Genomic DNA, 23,552 nt, shown 5'->3' on the forward strand with positions numbered 1-23,552 from the left:
TCCTCATATGTTCTTCTATTAGGAGTCGGGCATGTTGAAGACATTCGTGGAAGAAGCGGCGGCGCTGGCGTCGATCACGCTGTTTGTCGGGATGATCGCGGTCTGGGCGCAGCTGATTCCCCAGCTCTGAGCGTTCGGGGACATGGCCGACACCCGTTCGGGGACATCGCGGCCACCCTGGGGAAAAGCCGGACAGCCGACTGGAAGGGGGCCTTCTGCGTGGACACGTCCGGGCTGAGGCATCACCATTGCGGGGCGAGTCGGCCTTTGAGGGCGGACCGTCCCCCTCACGCCAGTTGATCGCTTGACCACCATGACCTCAAGACCGTCGGCAACAATGTCCAATGCCGGATTTGTCCATCTCCACGTCCATTCCGCCTATTCGCTGCTGAAGGGGTCGATCAAGATCCAGAAGCTCGGCGAACTGGCGAAGGCGGACCGCCAGCCGGCGCTGGCGCTCACCGACACCGACAACATGTTCGGGGCGCTGGAATTCTCCGACAAGATGGCCGGCTACGGCATCCAGCCGATCATCGGCTGTGAGTTGGCGGTCGATTTCGGCGACCAGGACCCGAACGCACGCAATGCGCTTGCCGCAGGACCATCGCGGATCGTGTTGCTGGCGGCGCGCGAGCGCGGCTATCGCAGCCTGATGCGGCTGAACTCGCGGGCGTTCCTGGAGACCCCGATCCATCAGGCCCCGCACATCAAGTTCGAATGGCTGCAGGACGACGCCGAGGACCTGATCGCGTTGACCGGCGGTCCCGACGGCCCGATCTCGCTGGCGCTCGGCGCCGATCATGCCGCACTGGCGGCCACCCGCTGCGACCGGCTGGCGAGCCTGTTCGGTGACCGGCTCTACGTCGAATTGCAGCGCCACGGCATCGACAAGGAGCGCCGCACCGAGGCCGGCCTGATCGATCTGGCCTACGCCAAGGGCCTGCCGCTGGTCGCGACCAACGAGCCGTATTTCGCGGCCACCGACGACTATGAGGCCCATGACGCGCTTTTGTGCATCGCGGGCGGGCGGCTGATTGCCGAGACCGATCGCGATCAGCTCACCCCGGACCACCGCTTCAAGACCCGCGCCGAAATGGCGGTGCTGTTCGCCGATATTCCGGAAGCGCTGGCATCGACCGTCGAGATCGCCGAGCGCTGTTCGTTCCGCCCCAGGACGCGCAAGCCGATTCTGCCGCGCTTCACCGTCGGCGCGAGTTCGAACGCCGCCGAAGCGGAGAGCGAGGAGGCGGCCGAGCTGCGCCGTCAGGCCGAGCAGGGCCTCGGCAACCGGCTCAAGGTTCACGGCCTCGCGCCGGGCCAGACCGAGGAAAGCTATCGCGCCCGGCTCGCCTTCGAGCTCGATGTCATCACCCGCATGAACTATGCGGGCTACTTCCTGATCGTTTCCGACTTCATCAAATGGGCGAAGTCCGAGGGCATTCCGGTCGGACCGGGCCGCGGCTCGGGCGCGGGCTCGCTGGTCGCCTATGCCCTGACCATCACCGATCTCGATCCGATCCGGTTCGGGCTCTTGTTCGAGCGCTTCCTCAATCCGGAGCGCGTGTCGATGCCCGACTTCGACATCGACTTCTGCCAGGATCGGCGCGGCGAGGTCATCGACTATGTTCAGCGCCGTTACGGCCGCGATCAGGTCGCCCAGATCATCACCTTCGGCACGCTGCAGGCGCGCGGTGTGCTGCGCGACGTCGGGCGCGTGCTGCAGATGCCCTATGGGCAGGTCGACAAGCTGACGAAACTGGTGCCGCAAAATCCCGCAGCGCCGGTGACGCTGGCAGCGGCGATTGCCAGCGAGCCGAAGCTGCAGGCGTTCCGCGACGAGGACCCGGTGGTGGCGCGCGCCTTCGACATCGCGCAGCGATTGGAGGGGCTGACCCGGCACGCTTCCACCCACGCCGCGGGCATCGTGATATCGGACCGGCCCCTCAGCGAACTGGTGCCGCTCTACCGCGATCCGAAATCCGACATGCCGGTGACCCAGTTCAACATGAAATGGGTCGAACCCGCAGGGCTGGTGAAGTTCGACTTCCTCGGCCTGAAGACGCTGACGGTGCTCGACGTCGCCGTGAAGCTGCTGAAGCAGCGCGGCGTCGAGGTCGATCTCGCAACCCTCCCGCTCGACGACGCCAAGAGCTACCAGATGCTGGCGCGCGGCGACGTGGTCGGCGTGTTCCAGGTTGAAAGTCAGGGCATGCGGCGGGCGCTGGTCGACATGCGGCCCGACCGTTTCGAGGACATCATTGCGCTGGTGGCGCTCTACCGCCCGGGTCCGATGGCGAACATCCCGACCTATTGCGCGCGCAAGCACGGCGACGAAGAGCCGGAATACCTTCACCCGATGCTCGAGCCGATCCTGAAGGAGACTTTCGGCGTCATCATCTACCAGGAACAGGTGATGCAGATCGCGCAGGTCATGGCCGGCTATTCGCTCGGCGACGCCGACCTGCTGCGCCGCGCGATGGGCAAGAAGATCCGCTCGGAGATGGAACAGCAGCGCGCGATCTTCGTCGCCGGCGCGATGAAGAACAACGTGACGAAAGGCCAGGCCGACACCATCTTCGAACTGCTCGCGAAGTTCGCCGATTACGGCTTCAACAAGAGCCACGCCGCCGCCTACGCGCTGGTGTCGTATCATACCGCCTACATGAAGGCGCATTACCCGGTCGAATTCCTGGCGGCGTCGATGACGCTCGATCTCTCCAACACCGACAAGCTCAGCGAGTTTCGCGCCGAAGCGCAGCGGCTCGGCATCAAGGTCGAGGCGCCCTCGGTCAATCGCTCCGGCGCCACCTTCGAGGTCAGCGACGGCACCATCTATTACGCGCTCGCGGGCCTGAAGGGCGTCGGCCACCAGGCGGTCGAACTGATCGTGGAAGCGCGCAAGGACGGCCTGTTCACCTCGCTGGCCGATTTTGCCGCGCGGGTGAATCCGCGCGCGATCAACAAGCGCGTGATCGAGAGCCTGGCTGCGGCCGGCGCCTTCGATGCGCTGGATTCCAATCGCGCGCGGGTGTTCGCGGGCGCGGAGGCGATCCTTAGCGCGTGCCAGCGCAGCCACGAGGCTGCGACCATGGGGCAGAACGACATGTTCGGAGGTGCCGCCGACGCGCCGACCATCATGCTGCCGCAGATCGAACCCTGGCTGCCGGCCGAACGGCTGCGGCGCGAATACGACGCGATCGGCTTCTTCCTCTCGGGCCATCCGCTCGACGACTACGCCATGGTGTTGAAGCGGCTGCGGGTGCAGTCCTGGGCGGAATTTTCCCGCGCGGTGAAAACCGGCGCCACCGCGGGCAAGGTTGCCGCCACCGTGGTGTCGCGCATGGAGCGGCGGACCAAGACCGGCAACAAGATGGGCATCATGGGCCTGTCGGATCCGACCGGCCATTTCGAAGCCGTGCTGTTTTCCGAGGGGCTCGCGCAGTATCGCGACGTGCTGGAGCCGGGGGCTGCGGTGCTGCTGCAGCTCGGCGCCGAGCTGCAGGGCGAAGACGTGCGGGCGAGGGTGCTTCATGCCGAGCCGCTCGACGCCGCCGCGGCCAAGACCCAGAAGGGTCTTCGCATTTTCGTCCGCGATGCGCGGCCGCTCGAATCCATCGCCAGGCGGCTGCAGATGCCCGAGGCCGCGCCGCCGGGCGGACCGGCCCGTGGCCTTCAGGCCAAACCGGCTCCCGCGCCCGCGGGTGGGGCCGACGGCGATGTCTCGCTGGTCATGATGCTCGACCTCGAAACCGAGGTGGAAATGAAGCTTCCCGGCCGTTTCAAGGTCTCGCCGCAGATCGCCGGCGCGATCAAGGCGGTTTCGGGCGTGGTGGACGTGCAGCAGCTGTAGGCGGGCGAGGCGGCGGCCGGACGGCGTTCGATCAAGGAGCTGACGATGGATCCCGCGCAGGTGATCGAGCAATTGGCCGTTCCGGGGCGTTTGCCGGTCGAGGCGATCCGCGCCGCCCAAGCCAATCGCGAGACGATGGTTCCCGTCTTCCTGCGCACGATCGATGATTTCCTGGAGTTGAAAGGGCCGGTCGATCCCAACGCGCTGTTCTTCATTTTTCATCTGCTCGGCGAGTGGCGCGAGAAATCGGCATATTGGCCATTGGCCGTTTTCCTGCGGTTGCCGCCCGACGTCCTCGATACGATCCTTGGCGATTGCATCACCGAGACGAGCCATCGCGTGATGGCGGCCGTTTTCGACGGCGACCCCGCACCGCTCTATGACATCATTCGGGATCCGGAAGCCGACGAGTTCGTTCGCGCCAAGATGTGCCAGACGATAGCCATGCTGACGCGGCGAGGCGAACTGCGGCGCGATGCGACGGCGGCTTTCCTGCGCGATTGCTTTGCGCAACTCGAGCCGCAGCAGGACTGCTACGTCTGGAGTGGCTGGCTCGACGCGGTGGCTTGGCTCGGATTGAACGAGCTGAAGCCTCTGGTGCAACAGGCCTTTCTGCGCGGATCGATCGATCCGATGTGGCTCAAATTCAAGGATTTCGAGGAGGACCTGCAATATTCGGTCGACCATCCCGATGCCGAGCCGCTCAACGCGGATGGAGATCTCACTCTCTTCGGCGAAACGGTCGCGGAAATGTCGGGGTGGGCCGGTTTCCAGCCAAAGGCGGCGGGCAACGCCACGTCCGATTGGGGGCGGCCGGCTTACCTTGGGATGCCGCACCGCGATCCGTTGCGAAAGGTTGGACGCAACGATCCCTGTCCCTGCGGCAGCGGAAAGAAATTCAAGAAATGCTGCCTGACATCGGCTTCCGCCCCGCTGTCCGAAGACGCCCCTCCCTGGGAGGCTACCGCACCGTATATCCGGGATCGTTAGCCGCTCGTCGGCGGAAGATACTGCACTCAAAGCATCCTTCGCGCCGCCGCTATTCAGTTTCGAGGTCTTCCAGACGGACTCCGAGCCCTGCCCGCAGACTGTCACGCGCCTGCTCGATCCGCCGCAGGAATAGCGGATCGTTTTCGAGCCGACAGTCGAACCAATCCTCCTCAGATTGGCGCAATCGGCAGCCTATATCCCTTGACAAATCTTGGGATTAGGAACTGAATTGAATTCAGTTCAATATCTGGGTCTGATATGGGTGCGGCGGCAAAAATCGGAACGCGCGAAAGGCTTATCCGGGCCGCTCAGGAGGAACTGATCCAGGGCCACGGTCATCTTGAGATGCAGGCCGTTGCCAAGCGGGCCCAACTTTCTGTTGGGTTGGCCTACCATCATTTTGGGTCGAAAGCGGGCTTGATCGCCGCCGTAGTCGAAGGGTTCTACAGTCTTCTGGATGATGCCGCGTTCAACCGCGCAAACTTGAGCTCAGAATGCTGGGCCGACAGAGAAAAAGAGCGGATCTCCGCCTACATCGTATTTCACTACGAACACCCATTTGCTCCCCTTGTTATCGGCGCGTTGAGCCGCGCGCCCGAGGTGCTTGATGTCGAGACGGCTTTCACCAATCGGCAACTCGCGGCGGGTGCACGCATGCTTCAGGCGGCTCAGCGTGACGGCATCATTCCTGCGGACATTGATCCTCACCTAACGATTGCGCTGATGATAGGCGGGATCCGTCAAGCGTTGATTGGCGCACTCACGAGCGAACAGCGTCCTGATCCGGAGAAACTGACGAACGCAATATGGGCCTTCATGGCGGGCGCCCTGCGCCTGACGCGAGACCGTGAGCAAGAGCGCGACAAGATTACCTGATGCTCAATAACAGGAACCCAATTTAACAAGAAGGTCACTTTGCCTTGTCAAATCCACACGGTTTTCACACGCCACAATCCTCCTACTCCAAGGAAGAACTTCTCAAATCCAGCAATGGAGGTTATTTCGGCCCGGGCAACGCGCAGTTGCCTGCGCCGCCAATGTTGATGATGGATCGGATCACGGAGATCAGCATGGACGGCGGCGAATTCGGCAAAGGCCATATCACCGGTGAATTGGATATCACGCCGGCCCACTGGTTTTTTGATTGTCATTTTATCGGTGACCCCGTGATGCCGGGATGTCTGGGTCTGGATGCCATGTGGCAGATGGTCGGCTATTGGCTTGGCTGGTCGGGGTCACCGGGCAAGGGCCGCGCCCTCGGCGTTGGCGAGGTAAAGTTCAGGGGGCATATCACGCCAGACATCAGGCGCGTGCGTTATGAAGTTGATATGCATCAGGTACGGCGCGGCAAACTGGTTCTGGGCATCGCAAATGGCCGGGTGTTTGCCGATGATTCATGTGTCTATGTCGCCGAGGGCTTGAGAGTCGGCCTGGTGGCGCCCTGATCGCAACCCGGTGCATCTCGAACCATGGGTCGTTGCTCGACAATGCCAGCTGTTTTCTGCCGCTGGCGCGGCATCTTGGGCTGATCGAAGCGGATGACGGCCTAAAGCGGAAATTGGCCATCCCGGGGGCTACGAGTTCAATCGCCGGGGGCCCCAAAACCGGCCGTATTTCCTTGCTTCTCGCGAAAATACCGCTATATACCGCGCCATCTCACACGGAAGCATGGCTCAAAAGGCCGTCCGGTGGCAGCCGGGCCGAAAAGGCTCGTATGCTCACACGCTTCCGGAGGAACCAACCGGAGAATTGAACTATGGCGCTACCCGATTTCTCTATGCGTCAGCTGCTCGAAGCTGGCGTTCACTTTGGCCACCAATCGCACCGCTGGAATCCGAAGATGGCGGATTACATTTTCGGTGCCCGCAACAACATCCACATCATCGATCTCGCCCAGACCGTGCCGCTGCTGCATCGCGCGCTCCAGGCCGTCAGCGATACCGTCGCCAAGGGCGGCCGTATCCTGTTCGTCGGCACCAAGCGCCAGGCGCAGGACGGCGTGGCCGAAGCCGCCAAGCGCTCGGCACAATACTTCGTCAATTCGCGCTGGCTCGGCGGCACGCTGACCAACTGGAAGACCATTTCCGGCTCGATCAAGCGGCTGCGGCATCTCGAGGAAGTGCTCAATTCGGGCGACGCCAGCGCCTACACCAAGAAGGAGCGGCTGACGCTGCAGCGCGAGCGCGACAAGCTCGACCGTTCGCTCGGCGGCATCAAGGACATGGGCGGTCTGCCCGACATGATCTTCGTGATCGACACCAACAAGGAAGACATCGCGATCCAGGAAGCCCAGCGGCTCAACATTCCGGTCGCCGCGATCGTCGATACCAATTCGGACCCCAAGGGCATCACATACGTGGTCCCGGGCAATGACGACGCCGGCCGCGCCATTTCGCTGTATTGCGATCTGATCGCACGCGCCGTCATCGATGGTATCTCGCGCGCGCAGGGCGAGTCCGGGATCGATATCGGCGCCTCCGTGCAGCCGGTTCGCGAAGCGATTCCCGCGGCAACCCAGCCCACCGGCTTCCAGGGCCTCGCCGGGCCGCGCGGCACCGCCGACGACCTCAAGAAGCTTACCGGCGTGTCCGGCGCGATCGAGAAGAAGTTCAACGATCTCGGCATCTTCCATTACTGGCAGCTGGCCGAACTCGATCACGACACCGCGCACAAGATCGGCGAAGAGGTCGGACTTCCGTCCCGCGCCGATGGCTGGGTAGCCCAGGCCAAGGCGATGACCGCGGAAGCGGAATAACAACCTGAGGCGTGCGGCCGGAATTTCCCGGCCGCAAATTCGGTTTCAAATACGACATTCCCTGGTGGTGGACGGCGGCGAGGCGGCAACAGCTGCGCCGCGGCCGCCCTGACAGGCAAGAAGGACGTTCAACGATGGCAACGATTACAGCGGCGATGGTCAAGGACCTGCGCGAGACGACCGGCGTCGGCATGATGGACTGCAAGCAGGCGCTTGCCGAGAACGACGGCGACATGCAGGCGGCGATCGACTGGCTGCGCAAGAAGGGCCTGTCGAAGGCCGCCAAGAAGGCCGGCCGCGTCGCGGCGGAAGGCCTGATCGGCGCGCTGATCGCGGGGACCAAGGGCGTCGTGGTCGAGGTCAATTCCGAGACCGATTTCGTTGCGCGCAACGAGCAGTTCCAGGGTCTGGTCAAGATGATCGCCCAGGTCGCGCTCGAAGTCGGCGCCGACGTGGAAAAGATCAAGGCCGCGAAGGTCGGAAGCGTGACGGTCGAGACCGCGGTCTCGGACGCGATCGCGACCATCGGCGAAAACATGACGCTGCGCCGCGCGGCTTCGCTCGAAGTCGGCAAGGGCGTGGTGTCGAGCTATGTGCACAACGCCGTGGTCGAAGGCGCCGGCAAGATGGGCGTGATCGTGGCGCTGGAATCCACCGGCAAGACCGAGGAACTGGCCGCGCTCGGCCGTCAGCTCGCGATGCACGTTGCCGCCGCCAACCCGCAGGCGCTGGATCCGGCCGGGCTCGATCCCGCGGTCGTGAAGCGCGAGAAGGACGTGCTGGCCGACAAATACCGCCAGCAGGGCAAGCCCGAGAACGTGATCGAAAAGATCATCGAGTCCGGTTTGAAGACCTATTACAAGGAAGTCTGCCTGCTTGAGCAGGCCTTCATCCATGACAACGCCAAATCGGTCGCCCAGGCGGTCAAGGAATCCGAGGGCAAGATCGGCGCGCCTGTGAAGATCACGGGATTTGTGCGCTATGCTCTGGGCGAGGGAATCGACAAGCAGGAAACCGATTTCGCGGCCGAAGTCGCCGCCGCCAGCGGCAAGAAATAACGGCCGGAAGTGTTCCTTCCGGCGTGCTCGCGCCGGAGCGGCCGCGCTGGCCAGAGGAAAGCGACTAACAATGGCTGAGCCGGTCTATCGTCGGGTGGTGATCAAGCTTTCGGGCGAATATTTTGCCGGCGCGCATTCGTTCGGAATGGATCAGCCGACCATCGACCGGATCGCCGGCGACCTGATCGCCGCCAGGCAGCTTGGCGTCGAGGTCGCGGTCGTCGTCGGTGGCGGCAACATGGTGCGGGGCGTCGAAGTTTCCTCCCGCGGCGTATCCCGGCCGACCGGCGACACCATGGGCATGCTGGCTACCGTGATGAACTGCCTTGCGCTCGAAGCCGCGATCGAGCGGCGCGGGGCCCCGGCCAAGGCCCTGTCGGCCTTCGTGATGCCGCAGGTCTGCGAACTCTATACCCGGGGTGCGACGCACAAATATCTCGCCGAGGGCCGAATCGTGCTGCTCGGCGGCGGGACCGGCAATCCGTTCTTCACCACCGATACCACGGCGGTGTTGCGGGCGGCCGAAATCGGCGCCCATGCGGTGCTGAAGGCCACCAATGTCGACGGCGTCTACACCGCCGATCCGAAAAAGGACCCGTCCGCCAAGCGGTTCGACCGCTTGACGCATTCGCAGGCGATCGAAGGCGGCTACAAGGTGATGGATGCGACCGCATTCGCGCTTGCCCGCGAGACGTCGCTGCCTATCATCGTGTTCTCGATCGCCGAGCCGGGTTCGATAGGCGCGATCCTGCGCGGCACCGGCCACGGCACCATCGTCGCCGGCTGATGGGCTGGTGACGCATCCGGCGTGCGCGAGCCTGACGGCCTCGACGATCAGTTTTCAGGAGGGGAGAGCGTTATGCCCACGGGTAGTTTCGACATCAACGAATTGAAGCGCCGCATGCAGGGCGCCACCCAGGCGCTCAAGCACGAGCTGGGCGGTCTGCGAACCGGCCGCGCCGCAGCCTCGATGCTGGAGCCGGTGCAGGTCGACGCCTACGGCACGCATATGCCGCTCAATCAGCTCGCCACCATCAGCGTTCCCGAACCGCGGCTGCTTTCCGTGCAGGTATGGGACAAGTCGATGGTCAAGGCGGTAGAAAAGGCGATCGTCGATTCCAATCTGGGTTTGAGTCCCGCCACCGAAGGGCAGGTGCTCCGCTTGCGAATTCCCGAACTCAACGAGGAGCGCCGCAAGGAGCTGGTCAAGGTCGCGCATAAATATGCCGAAGCCGCGCGTGTCGCGGTTCGCCATGTCCGTCGCGATGGCCTCGATACGGTCAAGAAGCTCGAGAAAAATCACGAGATTTCCGAGGACGATCAGGAGCGTCTCGCCACCGATGTGCAGAAGGCGACCGACGGGACGATTTCGGAAATCGATCAGTTGCTTGCGGCCAAGGAAAAGGAAATCCTCACCGTTTAGCCCTAAGGATTGACCGATGACGAACGCCGCCGCCCCCGCAACCGAAGCACCGGATCCGTCCGGCGCTCCCTTGCATGTGGCGATCATTATGGACGGGAACGGGCGCTGGGCGGCGGCGCGCGGTTTGCCGCGCGCCGAAGGCCATCGCCGCGGCGTCGATGCGTTGCGGCGGGTGGTTCGTGCCGCCAACGAGCTCGGCATCCTCTATCTGACGATTTTTTCCTTCAGCTCCGAAAACTGGTCGCGTCCGGCGACCGAAATCGGTGACCTCTTCGGATTGCTTCGACGCTTCATCCGCAACGACCTTGCAACGTTGCACCGCGACGGGGTGCGGGTGCGGGTGATCGGCGAGCGCGACGGACTGGAACCGGATATCTGCGCGCTCCTGAACGAGGCGGAAGAACTCACCAAGGCCAACACCAAGCTCAATCTCGTGGTCGCCTTCAACTACGGATCGCGCCAGGAGATCGCCCACGCCGCGCAACGGCTGGCGCGCGAGGTCGCGGAAGGCAAGCGCGATCCGTCATCGATCGACGCCGAAACGCTCGGCCGCTATCTCGATGCCCCCGACATTCCCGATCCCGATCTGATCATTCGCACCAGCGGGGAGCAGCGGCTTTCGAATTTCCTGATGTGGCAGGCCGCCTACAGCGAACTCGTCTTCGTGCCGATCCACTGGCCCGATTTCGACAAGGCCGCGCTCGAAGAAGCGATTGCCGAATATGCCAGACGGGAGCGCCGTTTCGGCGGTCTGGCCGCGAAAACCGGATCGTGACCGAGGGCAAAGCCGCACCGACGGCGAGCGAGCAGGGGTCGCGCAATCTCGTGATGCGCGTCGCCGCAGCCTTTGTGCTCGCGCCGCTGGCGATTGCCATCGCCTATGCCGGCGGATGGCTGTGGGCCGCGCTGGTGACTTTCGCCGCGGTCGGCCTCTATGTCGAATGGCTGATGATCGTGGGTGCGGCGCGCGAGATGCGCGTGATGGCGCCGGGCGTTGCAGCCCTTGCCGCTGCCGGGCTTTGTTTCGCAATCGGGCGGATCGATGCCGCCCTCATTGTCCTGGCCATCGGTCTCGCGGCGGTTGCGCTGCTCTCGCCGGAACGCCGCATCTGGACGGCGACGGGATTTGCCTACGCCGCCGCAGCCGAGATCGCATCGGTGCTGGTGCGTCTCGATCCGGCGCAAGGGTTTGCCGCGCTGATGCTGGTCCTTCTGGTGGTGTGGGTGACCGATATTGGCGGCTATTTCGCCGGCCGCGGCATCGGCGGACCCAAGCTGTGGCCGCGGGTCAGTCCCAAGAAGACCTGGGCGGGCGCGATCGGCGGCTTTGCGGCGAGCCTGGCGATCGCGTCCGCCTTCGCGGCGCTTGGACTCGGCAAAACCGCCCCGCTGCTGCTATTGGGGGCAGTGCTCTCGATAGCATCCCAGCTCGGCGATCTCTTTGAGTCCGCAGTAAAAAGGCGCTTCGGCGTCAAGGATTCCAGTCACATCATTCCCGGGCATGGCGGGTTGATGGATCGTCTCGACGGCTTCATCGCCGCGATCGTCCTGGCGGCGATTTTCGGCCTTTTGCGGGGTGGCGCGGATGGCGTCGGCCGCGGTCTTATGGTTTGGTGAAAAAATGAGCGCAGTCCCGTTGCGTAACAACAAGGCCGCGGCATCCGCCGTGCGCACCGTGAGCGTGCTGGGCGCCACCGGCTCGATCGGCGACAGCACGATGGATTTGCTGCGGGCCTCGCCCGACCGCTATCAGGTCGAGGCCTTGACCGCGAATACCAACGTCGAGGGACTGGCGAAGCTTGCAAGGGAATTCGGCGCGCGCTATGCGGCGGTCGCCGATCCCGATCGCCTCGGCGCGTTGAAAGACGCGCTGGCCGGCACCCGCACCGAATGCGGCGCCGGCGAGAGCGCCATTATCGAGGCCGCCGCGCGTCCGGCCGATTGGGTGATGGCCGCCGTCAGCGGCGCGGCCGGACTGAAGCCCGCGCTTGCCGCGGTCGATCGCGGCGCGAGCGTGGCGCTCGCCAACAAGGAATGCCTGGTCTGTGCCGGCGATTTCTTCATGCAGCGCGCGGCTAAAGCCGGGGCCTGCATCCTGCCGGCGGATTCCGAGCATAACGCGTTGTTCCAGGCGCTGGGTTCGGGCAATCGCGAAGAACTGGTTCGTGTCATCATCACCGCTTCGGGCGGACCGTTCCGGACCTGGGCCGCCGCCGACATCGAACAGGCGACGCTGGCGCAGGCCCTGAAGCATCCGAACTGGAGCATGGGGCAGAAGATCACCATCGATTCCGCGTCGATGATGAACAAGGGCCTCGAGGTGATCGAAGCCTCCTATCTGTTCGCGCTGACGCCCGACGAAATCGACGTGCTGGTGCACCCGCAGTCGATCATCCACGGCATGGTCGAATTCTCGGATCGTTCCGTCGTCGCCCAATTGGGCGCGCCCGACATGCGCACGCCGATCGCGCATTGCCTTGGCTGGCCCGACCGTATCGTCGGACCCGCCGCCAAGCTCGACCTTGCCAAGATCGGCCAGCTCACCTTCGAGGAACCCGACTTCGGCCGGTTCCCGGGACTTCGGCTGGCCTACGACGCGCTGCGGACCGGGCGCGGCGCGACCACGGTCTTCAATGCCGCCAACGAGGTCGCGGTGGCGGCGTTCATCGGCGGCAAGATCAGGTTCGGCGCGATCGCGAGGCTGGTCGAGGCCACCATGAACGACTGGGTTCGCTCCGGAAATCTGGCCCCGCTGACCTCGGCGGACGATGCCATCGCCGTTGACCATAATGCGCGAAATAAAGCTGCCACCCTATTGCCTCAAATTGCCTTAAAGGCATCCTAGAGGGTTGGGGGACAGGGCTTTCGGCTCTGCTTGAGGGGAATCGAATGTCCGAGTTTTTTCTACATAGTTTCAATACGTTGAGCCATGGGTTCATTGGCTACATCATTCCCTTCCTGTTCGTCCTGACCATCGTCGTCTTCTTCCATGAACTCGGCCACTTCCTGGTCGCCCGCTGGGCCGGCGTGAAGGTGTTAACGTTCTCGCTCGGCTTCGGGCCGGAACTCGCCGGGTTCAACGACCGCCATGGCACCCGCTGGAAGATTTCGGCCATTCCGCTCGGCGGCTATGTGAAGTTCTTCGGCGACGACAGCGAGGCCTCCACGCCGTCGTCGGAAACGCTCGCCGGCATGACCGCGGAAGAGCGCGCGGGCAGCTTCCATCACAAGAAGGTCGGACCGCGCGCCGCAATCGTGGCGGCCGGCCCGATCGCCAATTTCCTGCTCGCGATCGTGATCTTCACCTGCCTGTTCACCTTCTTCGGCAAGCCGAGCACGACGGCGCGCGTCGACAAGGTCGAGGTGGGCAGCGCTGCGGAGAAGGCCGGCTTCCAGGCCGGCGACGTCGTCACGTCGATCGATGGCAAGACCATCGGAAGTTTCACCGATATGCAGCGCATCGTCGGCACGCGGGCCGGCGAGCAGCTGTCGTTCACGATCAGGCGCGGCGATTCCACGGTGCAACTGCAGGGCACGCCGCAACTCAGGGAAGTGAAGGATTCGTTCGGAAACGTTCACCGGCTCGGCGTGTTGGGAATCACCCGCGCGACCGCGCCCGGCGACGTCGTGACCGAACGGGTCGATCCCGCGACCGCACTGTGGCTCGGCGTTAAGGAAACCTGGTTCGTGGTCGAGCGCACCACGGCCTATATCGGCGGCATCTTTACCGGGCGCGAAGCGGCCGATCAGGTCGGCGGACCCCTGCGGATCGCCCAGATATCGGGGCAGGTCGCCACCATCGGCGTTGCCGCGCTGATTCACCTGGCCGCCGTGCTCTCGATCTCGATCGGGCTGCTCAACCTGTTCCCGGTGCCGCTGCTCGATGGCGGTCACCTTTTGTTCTATGCGGTGGAAGCCTTGCGTGGGCGCCCATTGTCGGAGAGGGCGCAGGAAATGGGATTCCGAATCGGACTGGGCCTTGTCCTCATGCTGATGGTGTTTGCGACCTATAACGACATCCTGCACCTGGCGGCATCGTGAAACGGCTTTTTTGTGACGTGGCCGATGGGCAACGTCTTGGAATGAAATTGAAATTGCACTGCGATAGGACGTTTGCCCCTCCGGCAAAATTGGCTACAAGCAGAGCAGCAAATGGGAATCTGCCGGTTCGTGGGGTGCGGGCCGGCACTGGAATGACAAGGGCGCGTTGCGCATGAATGTTGGAATGCGAGTGCGGGGGGGCTTGTTCTCCGCTCTGATCATGTTCGCGATGCCGGTGGCTGGGACGCTGGCCGCTATGCTCGTGTCGTCTTCGGCGACGGCGCAGACCGCTGCTTCGATTCAGGTCGAGGGGAACCGGCGGGTCGAGGTCGAGACCATCCGCTCATATTTCAAGCCGGGTCCGGGCGGGCGCCTCGATCAGGGCCGAATCGACGACGGCCTGAAGGCGCTGATCGAAACCGGCCTGTTCCAGGACGTGCGAATCAACCAGGCGGGCGGGCGGCTGGTGGTGACCGTGGTCGAAAACCCGGTGATCGGCCGCATTGCCTTCGAGGGCAACAAGAAGGTCAAGGACGAGCAGCTTTCGGGGGAAATCCAGTCCAAACCGCGGGGTACGCTGTCGCGCCCGATGGTGCAGTCCGACGCCCAGCGCATCGCCGAAATCTATCGCCGATCCGGCCGCTATGACGTCCGCGTCACCCCTGAAATCATCGAGCAGCCGAACAACCGCGTCGATCTGATTTTCACGATCGCCGAGGGCGCGAAAACCGGCGTCAAATCCATCGAATTCATCGGCAACGTCGCCTACTCGTCGTATCGCCTCAAGGACGTCATCAAGACCCGCGAATCGAACCTGCTGAGCTTCCTTGGCGGGAATGACGTCTACGATCCGGACCGCGTCGAAGCCGACCGCGACCTGATCCGCCGCTTCTATCTGAAGCACGGCTATGCCGACGTCCAGGTGATCGCCGCGCTGACCGAATACGATCCGGAGCGCAAGGGCTTCCTGGTGACGTTCAAGATCGATGAGGGCCAGCAATACCGGGTTGCCCAGGTCAACTTCGCCTCCAGCATCGGCACCCTTGACGGCAATACGATGCGCGGCTTCTCGCGCGTCAACGTCGGCTCGCTCTACAATGCCGAGGCGTTGGAAAAATCCGTCGAGGAAATGCAGATCGAGGCATCGCGGCGCGGTTATGCTTTCGCGATCGTGCGTCCGCGCGGCGATCGCAATTTCGAGGCGCACACCGTCTCGATCACCTTTGCCATCGACGAAGGCCCGCGGACCTATATCGAGCGCATCAACGTACGCGGCAATACCCGCACCCGCGACTACGTGATCCGCCGCGAATTCGATCTGTCCGAGGGCGATGCCTACAACCGCGCACTGGTCGATCGCGCCGAACGCCGCCTGAAGAATCTCGATTTCTTCAAGTCGGTCAAAATCACGGCCGAGCCGGGGTCCTCCAGCGACCGCGTAATTCTGGTGGTCGATCTTGAGGAGAAGTCGACCGGCGACTTCTCGGTGTCGGGCGGCTATTCGACGACCGACGGCGCGCTCGCCGAGGTCAGCATTTCCGAGCGTAACTTCCTCGGTCGCGGTCTCTACGCGAAGGCGTCGGTGACCTATGGCCAGTACGCCCGCGGTTATACGCTGTCGTTCGTGGAGCCCTATCTGCTGGACTATCGCGTCGCGCTCGGGCTCGACCTGTTCCAGCGCGAACAGCTCGCCAACTCCTATATTTCATACGGCACCAAAACCATCGGCTTCAGCCCGAGGCTCGGCTTCGCGTTGCGTGAAGATCTCTCGCTGCAGGTCCGCTATTCGATCTACCAGCAGAACATCTCGCTGCCGTCCACGCTCCGCAATTGTAACAACGATCCGACGAATCCGCTTTACAATCCCAGCCCGGCCTCTTTCGCGCCAGCATTGGTCAGTCCCGTCAATGGCTCGTCGCTCGGCTGCTACGTCGACGGTGAAGCGTCGCTGCCGGTCCGCAAGGAACTGCAGAACGGCAAGACGCTGACGTCGGCGATCGGTTATACGCTCAACTACAATACGCTGGACAACAACAAGAACCCGACCGAGGGTCTGCTGGTCGATTTCAAGCAGGACTTCGCCGGCGTGGGCGGCGACGTCAGCTATCTGAAGACCGCGATCGATGCGAAGTATTATCAGACGCTGGTTTCCGACGTCGTCGGGTTGATCCACGTCCAGGGCGGCATGCTGAACCAGGTCGGGAACAGCAGCCTCCGGATGCTGGATCATTTCCAGATGGGTCCCAATCTCGTCCGCGGCTTCGCCCCTAACGGTATTGGTGCGCGCGACATCAACCCCTACGGCACTGGCGACTCGCTGGGCGGCACCAAATATTGGGGCGTGTCGGCGGAGCTGCAAATGCCGTTCTGGTTCCTGCCGAAGGAAGTCGGACTCAAGGGCGCGGTCTATGCCGATGCCGGCGGGCTATATGATTACAAGGGGCCCACGTCCTGGGCCTTTACCAACGAAATTAACGTGCCTGGCTGTATTCCCGGAACGACTACTCCGCTGCCGGCCGGATCCTGTACGGGATTGGTATATGATAGCGGCAACGTCGTCCGCTCCTCGGTCGGCGTCGGCCTGATCTGGGCGTCGCCGTTCGGCCCGCTGCGCTTCGACTATGCGGTCCCGCTGACCAAGGGCCAGTATGACCGGGTGCAGCAATTCAAGTTTGGCGGCTCGTCATCGTTCTAAAGCCTCTTCAAGCGAAGTGGATACCGGTTCGCGTGAAGAAAACGCGTCAAAACAGTGATAGACCCCGGTTGTGATTCATCAGAACCGGGGCTCTCGTTCAATGACCGGCCAGACCGCGACGGGTGGAATGGCGCAGCCGACATTCACCAAACAACCGCCTTGCTTGACGCTGGCCGAACTCGCCGCGCTGACGAATGCGGCTCTGGTCGATCCGTCGCGCGGCGGCCAGCAGGTCAGGGGGCTGGCTTCGCTCGAAGAAGCTGGCCCGATGCATCTGGCGTTCTTCGACAACCTGAAATACGCCGACCAGCTCGCCGCGACGAAGGCGGGCGCCTGTATGGTCAGCCCGCGGTTCGAGGCCAGCGTTCCCGCCCATGTTGCGGTTCTGCGCGCGGCGCAGCCTTTCCGCGAATTCGTCAAGATCGCGCGAGAGCTTTACAGCGATGCCCTTCGCCCGCAATCCTGGTTCGGCAATGATGGCATCGCACCGTCCGCCGTCATCGATCCGACGGCGCATCTGGAGGACGGCGTGATCGTCGATCCCCTGGCCGTGATCGGGCCGAACGTCGAAATCGGCGCCGGGACGGTGGTCGGCTCGGCAGCGGTGATCGGCGCCAATGTCCGGATCGGCCGGGACTGCAATGTCGGCGCGCATACGGCAATCCAGTCCGCGTTGATCGGCAACAACGTCCTGATCCATCCCGGCTGCAGCATCGGACAGGACGGCTACGGATTCGTCTTTTTCGGCCCGGATGGCCATCTGAAGGTGCCGCAAACCGGCCGCGTCCTGATCCAGAACGACGTCGAAATCGGCGCCGGAACCACCATCGATCGCGGTAGCCTGCGCGACACCGTGATCGGCGAAGGCACCAAAATCGACAATCAGGTCCAGATCGGCCACAATGTGACCATCGGCAGGCGTTGTCTGCTCGCGGCCCAGATCGGGCTCGCGGGCAGCCTGACGATTGGGGACAATGTGGCGCTGGGCGCCAAGGTGGGGATCAACAACCACCTCAAGATCGGCGATGGGGCCCAGGTCACGGCGATGAGCGCGGTCAAGGATGACATCCCTGCGAATGGGCGTTGGGGCGGTCACTTTGCCAAGCCGACCCGGCAGTGGTTCCGGGAGATCGTTGCAGTGGAGCGTCTGGTGCGCGATAGCGTAGCGGATCCGAAGGGCGAGGGGCGGGAGTGATGGTGGAGGAGGCCGCGGTCAGATTCGAGCTCGTGGATATCAATGAGATCCTCAAGACGCTCCCGCACCGTTATCCGATGCTGCTGATCGACCGGGTCGTCAGGATCCGGACCGATTACAGCGGCATCGGCATCAAGAACGTCACCATCAATGAGCCGCCGTTCCTCGGGCACTTTCCCGATCGTCCGGTTTACCCGGGGGTGTTGATGATCGAAGCCATGGCGCAGACCGCCGGCGTGATCGGCATCAAGTCGGTCGAAGGCACCGAGAAGCCGCGCGCGGTTTATTTTCTCACCATCGACAAGTGCAAATTCCGCAAGCCGGTGATGCCCGGCGATACCATCGAATACCACATGCGCAGCATCGGCCGGCGCAAGGCCATGTGGTGGTTTCACGGCGACGCCATCGTCAACGGCGTGACCGCTGCCGAGGCCGACGTTGGCGCGATGCTGACCGACTGATCAACGCGATCGGCGGCAGGCCTCGGGGCGCGCCGCTTCGGTAAATCAGCTCATTTCTGAAACGCAGCCGATGCCGGGCCGATCGTCTTCGAACCAAGCCGTGCCGAAACACAGCGTAACCATACGTCACTAGACAGTATCGGGACGTCGCGGTAACCACCGGAAAACCTGAGCACATCAACGGCGATATTGGCGAATAGCGGACCATGAGCAGGATCGATCCCACCGCGCGGATTGAGGACGGCGCCGTGATCGGCGAGGGTACCTCGATCGGACCCTATTGCGTCATCGGCCCGCACGTCGTCATCGGCGCCAACTGCAAGCTGCTGGCGCATGTCTATATCACCGCGCAGACCACGATCGGCGACGGCTGCACGATCTATCCGTTCGTTTCGCTCGGCACCCCGCCGCAATCCCTCGGCTATCGCGGCGAATTGACCAGGCTCGAGATCGGCCAAGGCTGCACCATCCGGGAGCAGTCGACGATGAGCGCCGGGACGGTGGCCGGCGGCGGCATCACCCGCGTCGGGGATCGCGGTTATTTCATGAATTGCAGCCACGTCGGGCACGACTGCATCGTCGGCAACGACGTGATCTTTGCGACCTCGGCGACGCTCGGCGGCCATTGCGAGGTCGGCGATTTTGTTTTCATCGGCGGCCTGTCGGCGGTGCATCAATTCGGCCGCGTCGGCTCGCAGGTGATGGTCGGCGCGCTCACCGGCGTGCGCAGCGACGTGATTCCGTTTGCCCTTGCCAGCGGGCAATTCGCTGCGCTGACCGGCCTCAACGTCGTCGGCATGAAGCGCCGCAAGTTCAGCCGCGAGCGCCTCGCGGTGGTAAGATCATTCTATCGAAAGCTGTTTCACGGGCCCGGCGTGTTTGCCGAGCGCCTGGACGAGGTGAGGCATCTGGCGGACGCAGATCCTGCGATCGCGGAAATTCTGAATTTCATCGATGCCGGAAAACATCGCGAATTATGCCAGCCGCAGAAAGCCGGCAATGGGTCTCGATGAGTTCCGCAAGGAATTTTTCGCGGTAAAATACCCGCAAGTTATTGAGCAGGGCATTTTTCTTGACGGAGGCCGGATTCCACTCCGCCGGAAAATGCACTGGGGCGAACCATGACGAACGCGGTTCTGCAGATATCATCGCCCGTCGGCCTGATCGCGGCCGGCGGCGTCATGCCGTTCGCGGTCGCGGACTCGCTGATCGCCCGCGGCATCGAGCCCGTCCTGTTCGCGTTGAAGGGCGCCTGCGATCCGGTTCGGGTGACGCGCTTTCGCCATCACTGGATTTCGGTCGGTCAGGTCGGCCGGGCGGTGAAACTATTTCGCAGCGAGAACTGCCGCGATCTGGTCTTCATCGGCACGCTGGTGCGGCCGGCGCTGTCGGAGATCCGGCTGGATTGGGGCACGCTCCGCGTTCTCGGCCGGGTGTGGGCGGCGTTCCGCGGCGGCGATGATCACCTGCTGTCCGGCATCGGCCGCATTCTCGAACAGGACGGTTTCCGGATGGTGGGGATCAAGGACGTCGCCCCGGACCTGCTCGTGCCCGAGGGATGCCTCACCCGGAAGGCGCCGGATGAAAATGCCGCTGCCGACGTCGCCAGGGGGCGCGATGTGCTGCGGGCGCTGAGCCCGTTCGATATCGGTCAGGCCGCGGTGGTGATCGATGGCCACGTGGTCGGGGTGGAAGACATCGAGGGCACCGACGGCCTCCTGGCGCGCGTCGCACGGTTGCGTGACGAGGGCCGCATTCGCGCCAAGGCGGCGCGGGGCGTGCTGGTGAAGGCGCCGAAGAGCGGCCAGGATTTGCGCTTCGATCTTCCGACCATCGGGCCGCGAACCCTCGAAGGCGCCGTCAAGGCCGGACTTGCCGGGATCGCCGTCGTCGCCGGAAATACGATTGTGGTCGAGCCGCAGGCCATGATCGAGGCGGCGGACGCGGCAGGCCTGTTCGTGACAGGGTTGCCCGCGTGATTCAGGCACGAGCCCCCGCCAATGTCGCGCGAAAGATATTCCTGATCGCGACCGAGGAATCCGGCGACCGACTCGGCGCCAGCCTGATGAAGGTGTTGCGTCAGCGGCTCGGCGGCGCCGTCCACTTCGAAGGCGTCGGCGGTCAGGCGATGGCGCGCGAAGGACTGGTGTCGCTGTTCCCGATCGAACGGCTGTCGATCATGGGACTGGCGGCGGTCGTCAAGCAGTTGCCGATGATCCTGCGGCATATCAGGGAGACCGCCGCGGCGGTGACGCAGGCGTCGCCCGATGTGCTGGTGATCATCGACAGCCCCGAATTCACCCATCGCGTGGCGCGGCGCGTCCGGGCGAGGGACCCCGCGATACCGATCATCGATTACGTATCTCCTTCGGTCTGGGCCTGGCGGCCCGGCCGGGCGCGGGCGATGTGCGCCTATGTCGATCACGTGCTGGCGCTATTGCCTTTCGAGCCCGAGGAATACCGCAAGCTGCGCGGCCCGCCCTGCAGCTATGTCGGCCATCCCCTGACCGAGCAGCTCGGGAGCTTGCGGCCCGGGGCCGACGAGCAGAAGCGCCGCGAAGAAGCGCCGCCGGTTCTGCTGGTGTTGCCGGGAAGCCGCCGCAGCGAGATCAGGCATCACATGGCGGTATTCGGCAAAACGCTCGACCTGCTGCAGGCACAGAACGTGGCGTTCGAGCTGATCCTTCCGACCATGCCGCATCTGTTCGAGGCGGTGAGGGAAGGCGTGGAGAGCTGGCCGGTTCAGCCGCGGATCGTGCTCGGCGAGCAGGAAAAGCGCGCGGCATTCAGGATCGCACGCGCCGCACTGGCCAAGTCCGGCACCGTGACGCTGGAGCTGGCGCTTTCCGGGGTGCCGATGGTCACGGCCTACCGGATCGGTTCCCTGGAGGCCTGGATCATGCTGCGCCTGATCGAGGTGAAGTCGGTCATCCTGGCCAACCTGGTGGTCGGCGAGAATGTCGTGCCGGAATTCCTGCAGCAGGATTGCACGCCGGAGAAGCTGTCGCGCGCGCTCCGTGACGTGCTCGAAGATTCGCCGCTGCGGCGGCGGCAGCTCGAAGCCTTTGCAAAGCTCGACGCGATCATGTCGACCGGCAACCAGACGCCGAGTACGCGGGCGGCCGACATCGTGCTGGCGGCGTTGCGAAAATCGCGGCGGGCGGGTTAGGAATCGTAGGGTGGGCAAAGGCGCGCTTGCGCGTGCCCACCATCTATCAACGGCCGCCTTGCGCAGGTTCAACCGAACTGCCGAGCGTGCAGATAGAGCGCAAGTTCACGCATGTGCCGGCCCCAATGGAAGTAGTGCAGGCGGTAGCACCAATGTGCATCGTCAACGCCCAGATTAACGCTGCGCCAGACCACTTCGCGCAAGTCACGGGTGATATCGGCAATGTCGTCTATTGCATCACCCATCATCTGCGCTTGGCCCACCGACGCCAAAGGATCAGCCGTGGGATATAGACCGTAATCTGGAAAGCGAGCCGAAATTTGTCGATATAGCTCTGGACCATCTTGCGCTGGCGGTTCCGACTCAACGTCCGCCGGTTTGCTCTCATACCAACGGCCTCAAGGAATGACCGTCGCCCAGGTTCTGGATGTGATTGAGGCAACGCGCTCGGGGTCGTCGGCGAAGAAGCGCCAAGCAGCGCAGGATTTGTCGACAATGTCGTCGTAGCTTTCGAACACGGTGATGGCGAGTTTGTTGCCGCGCAGATATTCCCAGACATTCTCGACCGGGTTCAGCTCTGGAGCGTAGGGCGGCAGGCGGACGAGCGTGATGTTGCTTGGAACGGAGAGACGCGCCGCGACGTGATAGCCTGCGCCATCAATGACGAGCGCAGCATGTGCTCCCGGCGCAACACGGCGGCCGATTTCGGCCAGATGCATGGACATGGCATCGGTATCGGCGGCGGGCAGGACGAGCGCCGCCGTAGCTCGGCGTTGCGGACAGACGGCGCCAAAAATGTAAGCCCACTCGTAGCGTTGGTCGCGTGGCGCACGAGGCCGTGTTCCTCGCTTGGCCCAGACGCGGGTCAGCGTCCCTTGCTGGCCGATGCGGGCTTCGTCCTGGAACCAGATTTCGATGGGTTTGTCTTTCGCGCGGTCGGGGAGTTGCGCCGCGACCGTTGCGGCAAAGTTTTTTTAAAGGCCTCCTGGGCTTCTTCGTCGGCCTGCGGATGGCGCGGACGCACCGAGAGCCGGCGGTAGCCGAGCTTCGCCAGCACCTTGCCGACCGAGCGTTCATGCAATGCGACGCCAAAGCGCCGTTGCAACTCGTCGCGCAAATCCACGCGCCGCCAGCGCACTACCCCATGGCGAGCCGGATCGGGCCCGGCCTCAACCAGCTTGGCCAGTTCGGCTTGCTGCTCCGATGTGAGTTTTGGCGTGGGACCTGGCGTCTTCAAATCGTGCAGGCCGTCCAAGCCCTCAGCGTTGTAGCGATGCACCCAATCCCGCAGGGTCTGGCGATCCATGCCGCAGCTCTCCGCCGCCGACTTGCGATCCATCCCATCGAGCACCATCGCAAGAGCCAACATCCGCCGTGCTGCTGAACCATCCTTCTCCCGGCCCGCCGCCGCACGAAGGTCCTTTGCCGTCAAATCAAGCCGTAGGATCCTAACCGCTCCACCCATCGATGCTGCTCCTCTCTCAAGAGCAAACATCGAGTCAGAGTTTCTCTGATTTGGGAATCCCAAAATGAGTCAAAAGCCGCGGCCGTTGGTATCAGGGGTTTGGTGGTACGCGACTGCGAGTCCATCCAGTGCACAGGCAAGTGCTTCATGACTGGGCCGGCTTCCCTCGAAAACGACCGAGAGAAAGTGGCGCGCTGCATCCACGGCGGGAGATCGGTTCATGGGCCAAAGGTCGCATAACGCGTGATGGCATTCAACGGCTGCTTAGAGCGGGCGGCCGACATCGTGCTGGCGGCGATGCGGAAGGCCCTGCAAGATCGCGAAGTTATGTCTTGACGTCATTGCGAGGAGCGCTTGCGACGAAGCAATCCGGCATTCGCTGTCGTTGCGCAAGAGCTGGATTGCTTCGCTTCGCTCGCAACGACGTTGATGGATTCCGGGAAACGAAAA

The 23,552-nt window shown here is 63.5% G+C and carries 20 protein-coding genes; 18 read left to right on the plus strand and 2 right to left on the minus strand.

Going from position 1 to position 23,552, the window contains the following annotated elements:
* The first annotated feature begins 337 nt into the window (after positions 1-337).
* From dnaE to lpxB, 18 genes are all read left to right on the plus strand, one after another.
* Positions 338-3,850 carry a DNA polymerase III subunit alpha gene (gene dnaE, locus KMZ29_RS13665; protein WP_215619774.1) on the plus strand — a complete coding sequence of 1,171 codons (3,513 nt, stop codon included), beginning with the start codon at positions 338-340 and terminating at the stop codon, positions 3,848-3,850.
* 45 nt (positions 3,851-3,895) lie between these two features.
* The gene (locus KMZ29_RS13670; RefSeq protein WP_215619775.1) at positions 3,896-4,840 is read left to right on the plus strand and encodes a DUF1186 domain-containing protein; all 945 of its coding nucleotides are present in this window, start codon (positions 3,896-3,898) and stop codon (positions 4,838-4,840) included.
* Positions 4,841-5,098: 258 nt separating this feature from the next.
* Positions 5,099-5,716 (plus strand): TetR/AcrR family transcriptional regulator, encoded by a 618-nt coding sequence (locus KMZ29_RS13675; RefSeq protein WP_215619776.1) that lies wholly within the window; start codon positions 5,099-5,101, stop codon positions 5,714-5,716.
* 44 nt (positions 5,717-5,760) lie between these two features.
* Positions 5,761-6,285 carry a bifunctional 3-hydroxydecanoyl-ACP dehydratase/trans-2-decenoyl-ACP isomerase gene (gene fabA / locus KMZ29_RS13680; protein ID WP_215619777.1) on the plus strand — a complete coding sequence of 175 codons (525 nt, stop codon included), beginning with the start codon at positions 5,761-5,763 and terminating at the stop codon, positions 6,283-6,285.
* A gap of 311 nt (positions 6,286-6,596) precedes the next feature.
* Positions 6,597-7,595 (plus strand): 30S ribosomal protein S2, encoded by a 999-nt coding sequence (locus KMZ29_RS13685; protein WP_215601781.1) that lies wholly within the window; start codon positions 6,597-6,599, stop codon positions 7,593-7,595.
* Between the two features lie 134 nt (positions 7,596-7,729).
* Positions 7,730-8,653, plus strand: a complete 924-nt coding sequence (gene tsf, locus KMZ29_RS13690; RefSeq protein ID WP_215619778.1) for a translation elongation factor Ts — start codon at positions 7,730-7,732, stop codon at positions 8,651-8,653.
* A 70-nt stretch (positions 8,654-8,723) separates the two neighbouring features.
* Positions 8,724-9,440 carry a UMP kinase gene (gene pyrH / locus KMZ29_RS13695; RefSeq protein WP_215612041.1) on the plus strand — a complete coding sequence of 239 codons (717 nt, stop codon included), beginning with the start codon at positions 8,724-8,726 and terminating at the stop codon, positions 9,438-9,440.
* Positions 9,441-9,512: 72 nt separating this feature from the next.
* A complete protein-coding gene (gene frr, locus KMZ29_RS13700) occupies positions 9,513-10,076 on the plus strand; it encodes a ribosome recycling factor (protein ID WP_215601784.1) in 564 nt (187 codons plus the stop codon).
* Positions 10,077-10,092: 16 nt separating this feature from the next.
* Positions 10,093-10,851 (plus strand): isoprenyl transferase, encoded by a 759-nt coding sequence (locus KMZ29_RS13705; RefSeq protein ID WP_215601785.1) that lies wholly within the window; start codon positions 10,093-10,095, stop codon positions 10,849-10,851.
* On the plus strand, positions 10,848-11,693 hold the full coding sequence (locus KMZ29_RS13710; RefSeq protein WP_215619779.1) for a phosphatidate cytidylyltransferase: 846 nt from the start codon (positions 10,848-10,850) through the stop codon (positions 11,691-11,693). Before KMZ29_RS13705 ends, KMZ29_RS13710 begins: the two co-directional genes overlap by 4 nt.
* A 4-nt stretch (positions 11,694-11,697) precedes the next feature.
* The gene (gene dxr, locus KMZ29_RS13715) at positions 11,698-12,921 is read left to right on the plus strand and encodes a 1-deoxy-D-xylulose-5-phosphate reductoisomerase (RefSeq protein WP_215619780.1); all 1,224 of its coding nucleotides are present in this window, start codon (positions 11,698-11,700) and stop codon (positions 12,919-12,921) included.
* A 44-nt stretch (positions 12,922-12,965) separates the two neighbouring features.
* Complete coding sequence (rseP, locus tag KMZ29_RS13720) at positions 12,966-14,117, plus strand: RIP metalloprotease RseP (RefSeq protein ID WP_215619781.1); 1,152 nt, start codon at positions 12,966-12,968, stop codon at positions 14,115-14,117.
* A 172-nt stretch (positions 14,118-14,289) separates the two neighbouring features.
* On the plus strand, positions 14,290-16,812 hold the full coding sequence (bamA, locus tag KMZ29_RS13725; protein WP_215619782.1) for an outer membrane protein assembly factor BamA: 2,523 nt from the start codon (positions 14,290-14,292) through the stop codon (positions 16,810-16,812).
* A 127-nt stretch (positions 16,813-16,939) separates the two neighbouring features.
* Positions 16,940-18,007, plus strand: coding sequence for a UDP-3-O-(3-hydroxymyristoyl)glucosamine N-acyltransferase (gene lpxD, locus KMZ29_RS13730; RefSeq protein WP_215624261.1), 1,068 nt, complete (start codon positions 16,940-16,942; stop codon positions 18,005-18,007).
* On the plus strand, positions 18,007-18,468 hold the full coding sequence (fabZ, locus tag KMZ29_RS13735; RefSeq protein WP_215619783.1) for a 3-hydroxyacyl-ACP dehydratase FabZ: 462 nt from the start codon (positions 18,007-18,009) through the stop codon (positions 18,466-18,468). The genes lpxD and fabZ overlap by 1 nt, the downstream gene beginning before the upstream one ends.
* 206 nt (positions 18,469-18,674) lie before the next feature.
* Positions 18,675-19,481, plus strand: coding sequence for an acyl-ACP--UDP-N-acetylglucosamine O-acyltransferase (lpxA, locus tag KMZ29_RS13740; protein WP_215619784.1), 807 nt, complete (start codon positions 18,675-18,677; stop codon positions 19,479-19,481).
* Positions 19,482-19,589: 108 nt separating this feature from the next.
* Positions 19,590-20,447, plus strand: coding sequence for an LpxI family protein (locus KMZ29_RS13745; protein ID WP_215619785.1), 858 nt, complete (start codon positions 19,590-19,592; stop codon positions 20,445-20,447).
* Complete coding sequence (gene lpxB, locus KMZ29_RS13750; RefSeq protein WP_215624262.1) at positions 20,447-21,637, plus strand: lipid-A-disaccharide synthase; 1,191 nt, start codon at positions 20,447-20,449, stop codon at positions 21,635-21,637. The genes KMZ29_RS13745 and lpxB overlap by 1 nt, the downstream gene beginning before the upstream one ends.
* A 68-nt stretch (positions 21,638-21,705) precedes the next feature.
* On the opposite strand, the gene KMZ29_RS13755 is transcribed toward lpxB, so the two are convergent.
* The gene (locus KMZ29_RS13755; RefSeq protein WP_215619786.1) at positions 21,706-21,885 is read right to left on the minus strand and encodes a hypothetical protein; all 180 of its coding nucleotides are present in this window, start codon (positions 21,883-21,885) and stop codon (positions 21,706-21,708) included.
* Positions 21,886-22,035: 150 nt separating this feature from the next.
* A protein-coding gene (locus KMZ29_RS13760; RefSeq protein WP_215619787.1) for an IS630 family transposase occupies positions 22,036-23,102 on the minus strand; the annotation gives its coding sequence in 2 pieces (ribosomal slippage) (positions 22,036-22,613 and positions 22,613-23,102; 1,068 coding nt in all).
* Positions 23,103-23,552: the final 450 nt, after the last annotated feature.

This window comes from Bradyrhizobium sediminis (genome assembly GCF_018736085.1).
GTDB lineage: Bacteria > Pseudomonadota > Alphaproteobacteria > Rhizobiales > Xanthobacteraceae > Bradyrhizobium > Bradyrhizobium sediminis.

Coding starts and splice junctions, on each gene's coding strand:
- dnaE (WP_215619774.1), top strand. CDS start 338: ATGTCCAATGCCGGATTTGTCCATCTCCACGTCCATTCCGCCTATTCG.
- KMZ29_RS13670 (WP_215619775.1), top strand. CDS start 3,896: ATGGATCCCGCGCAGGTGATCGAGCAATTGGCCGTTCCGGGGCGTTTG.
- KMZ29_RS13675 (WP_215619776.1), top strand. CDS start 5,099: ATGGGTGCGGCGGCAAAAATCGGAACGCGCGAAAGGCTTATCCGGGCC.
- KMZ29_RS13685 (WP_215601781.1), top strand. CDS start 6,597: ATGGCGCTACCCGATTTCTCTATGCGTCAGCTGCTCGAAGCTGGCGTT.
- tsf (WP_215619778.1), top strand. CDS start 7,730: ATGGCAACGATTACAGCGGCGATGGTCAAGGACCTGCGCGAGACGACC.
- pyrH (WP_215612041.1), top strand. CDS start 8,724: ATGGCTGAGCCGGTCTATCGTCGGGTGGTGATCAAGCTTTCGGGCGAA.
- frr (WP_215601784.1), top strand. CDS start 9,513: ATGCCCACGGGTAGTTTCGACATCAACGAATTGAAGCGCCGCATGCAG.
- KMZ29_RS13705 (WP_215601785.1), top strand. CDS start 10,093: ATGACGAACGCCGCCGCCCCCGCAACCGAAGCACCGGATCCGTCCGGC.
- dxr (WP_215619780.1), top strand. CDS start 11,698: ATGAGCGCAGTCCCGTTGCGTAACAACAAGGCCGCGGCATCCGCCGTG.
- rseP (WP_215619781.1), top strand. CDS start 12,966: ATGTCCGAGTTTTTTCTACATAGTTTCAATACGTTGAGCCATGGGTTC.
- bamA (WP_215619782.1), top strand. CDS start 14,290: ATGAATGTTGGAATGCGAGTGCGGGGGGGCTTGTTCTCCGCTCTGATC.
- lpxD (WP_215624261.1), top strand. CDS start 16,940: ATGGCGCAGCCGACATTCACCAAACAACCGCCTTGCTTGACGCTGGCC.
- fabZ (WP_215619783.1), top strand. CDS start 18,007: ATGGTGGAGGAGGCCGCGGTCAGATTCGAGCTCGTGGATATCAATGAG.
- lpxA (WP_215619784.1), top strand. CDS start 18,675: ATGAGCAGGATCGATCCCACCGCGCGGATTGAGGACGGCGCCGTGATC.
- KMZ29_RS13745 (WP_215619785.1), top strand. CDS start 19,590: ATGACGAACGCGGTTCTGCAGATATCATCGCCCGTCGGCCTGATCGCG.
- KMZ29_RS13755 (WP_215619786.1), bottom strand. CDS start 21,885: ATGATGGGTGATGCAATAGACGACATTGCCGATATCACCCGTGACTTG.